Origin of the sequence: Eudoraea sp. (genome assembly GCF_049665975.1) — a bacterium.
Taxonomy (GTDB): Bacteria; Bacteroidota; Bacteroidia; order Flavobacteriales; family Flavobacteriaceae; genus Eudoraea.
Genome location: NZ_JBATGR010000403.1, coordinates 1 through 2,000, shown reverse-complemented (window position 1 = coordinate 2,000; position 2,000 = coordinate 1). Strand labels below are relative to the sequence as shown.

General features: G+C 33.3%; 3 protein-coding genes. 1 reads left to right on the top strand and 2 read right to left on the bottom strand.

What is annotated here, in order from left to right; genetic code table 11:
* Positions 1 to 24 precede the first annotated feature (24 nt).
* Together WBN20_RS13430 and WBN20_RS13425 are read right to left on the bottom strand one after the other, a co-directional pair.
* Entirely contained in the window at positions 25 to 615 is a 591-nt protein-coding gene (locus tag WBN20_RS13430) for a hypothetical protein (RefSeq protein WP_424272288.1), read from the bottom strand.
* Positions 602 to 1,165 carry a DNA-3-methyladenine glycosylase I gene (locus tag WBN20_RS13425; protein ID WP_424282065.1) on the bottom strand — a complete coding sequence of 188 codons (564 nt, stop codon included), beginning with the start codon at positions 1,163 to 1,165 and terminating at the stop codon, positions 602 to 604. The genes WBN20_RS13430 and WBN20_RS13425 overlap by 14 nt, the downstream gene beginning before the upstream one ends.
* A gap of 175 nt (positions 1,166 to 1,340) precedes the next feature.
* On the opposite strand from WBN20_RS13425, the gene WBN20_RS13420 reads away from it, so the two are divergent.
* Positions 1,341 to 2,000, top strand: a 660-nt coding sequence (locus WBN20_RS13420) for a TetR/AcrR family transcriptional regulator (RefSeq protein WP_424282064.1), incomplete at its 3' end; no start/stop codon positions are given.

Below are 2,000 nucleotides of genomic sequence, written 5' to 3'. Positions count from 1 at the left end.
AAACCTATTAATAGTTTGTAATTATTAATAAAGGACATGATCATAGTTGGCCGGAAGAGATTCCCTCATTTTAATAAAACCTCCCTCCGCACCGAATAGTATTTCAAAGTCGGCATGGTTATCCTGTATTTTACCCCAAACCATAATTTCATAATTTAAGGTAGGAATCAAAAGATTTTGGAATGCATTATTTAAAGTAGTTTCGGTAGGTTCATCAGAGGTAACGGGATATTGTTGCTGAATCTTCTTGATTTTATACTTATCAAACTTTTCTTTTAGGAACGTTGTGATCTTTGACCATGAATCCTCAGGGACATCTATTTCCTTTATTAAAATTTCAATATCCTCAAGTTTGCCTGATTGATCAAATTCAATACTGTAGTGTAATTTATCTTTTTTAAACTTCGCTTCATAACTAATTTTTGTAGTATCTGTTTCTTTATAAAAACGAATTCTTTTGGCATCCTTTAGCTTCTCTTTGATGAAATCATGCGCAGCTTCCGGGAATTGATTTTTTTTAATTCGATGTTCGCGCTCAACCTTTATTTGAGAGAGGCCTGTTGAAAACTGAAATAAGGCCATAATTAATAGTAGTAAAAATCTATACTTCTTCATATCTAAAACAATTTACTTCATGATCATTTACCATTCCTGTTGCCTGCATATGGGCATAAACCACGGTACTTCCAACAAACTTAAACCCACGCTTCTTTAAGTCCTTGCTCAAAGTATCTGAAAGTGATGTTTTTGCCGGGGCATCCCTATAATCTACAAAACTATTTTTTATGGGTTTATCATTTACAAAACCCCAGATATATGCGCTAAAACTTCCAAATTCTTTCTGTATCCCGAGAAATGCCCGGGCATTGGTAACGGTAGCCTTAATTTTAAGTTTGTTGCGAATGATACCGGCATCCTGCAGCAAAGCGTCAATTTTATTTTGTTTGTAGGTAGAAATTTTTTTATAATCAAAACCATCAAAAGCTTTCCTGAAATTTTCACGTTTCTTAAGAATGGTAAGCCAGCTTAACCCGGCCTGAAATGTTTCAAGCACAAGGAATTCGAATAATGTAGCATCATCCCTTACAGGCACGCCCCATTCTTCATCGTGATAAGCTTCATATAATTTATCGCCCAAACACCAGCCACATCTGTGAGGTTCCATTAGTTGTAATCTTTTTAATAAAGATATGGCATTAATCGGAATTGAATTACTTACGAATGGTCATTTGTAAGGTGCTCCTAGCAATAAGATAGTAATACTTTCGTTAAAAAATAGTTAAACTATTAGTTTATGATAGTAATACTATTATATTTGCCCAATATTTAAATCAAAGTTTATGGAAAGTTTATTCCATTCTGTGCGGATTACAATTAATGACAAAATATTTTTAAAGGACCCGGAATCCTCAAACCTGGGTAAACGAATTGTTGAAGAAAGTATTCTTATGATCAATGATATTGGTTTCGAGAGCTTTACATTCAGAAAGTTAGGTCAAAAAATCGGGTCTAACGAAAGTTCCATATATCGCTATTTTGAAAACAAGCATAAACTATTACTTTATCTGGCATCCTGGTATTGGGGTTGGCTAGAATATCAATTAGTTTTTGCCACAAACAGTATCCCTGATGCTAATACAAAACTTGCAAGAGCCATTGAAATTATGACACAAGCAACAGAAATTGATTTGGCTTTTACCCATATAAATGAAATTTTACTTAATAAAATTGTAATTAATGAATATTCTAAATCTTATTTAACAAAAGAAGTAGATCAGGAAAACAAAGATGGCTATTTTGTTATTTACAAAAGGCTTGTCAATAGAATGAGCCAAATGATTAGTGAAGTAAATGTAAATTACCGCTATCCTGCCAGTCTTGCCAGTACAATTATTGAAGGGACCCTGCATCAATATTTTTTGATTGATCATTTTGCTTCACTAACAAGTTGTGATAACAAAAATACACCAACGGAATACTTTAAACACCTTGCCTTCAAC

Excerpts from the sequence above, each read along its gene's own strand:
- WBN20_RS13430 (WP_424272288.1), bottom strand. The coding sequence starts at position 615 with ATGAAGAAGTATAGATTTTTACTACTATTAATTATGGCCTTATTTCAG.
- WBN20_RS13425 (WP_424282065.1), bottom strand. The coding sequence starts at position 1,165 with ATGGAACCTCACAGATGTGGCTGGTGTTTGGGCGATAAATTATATGAA.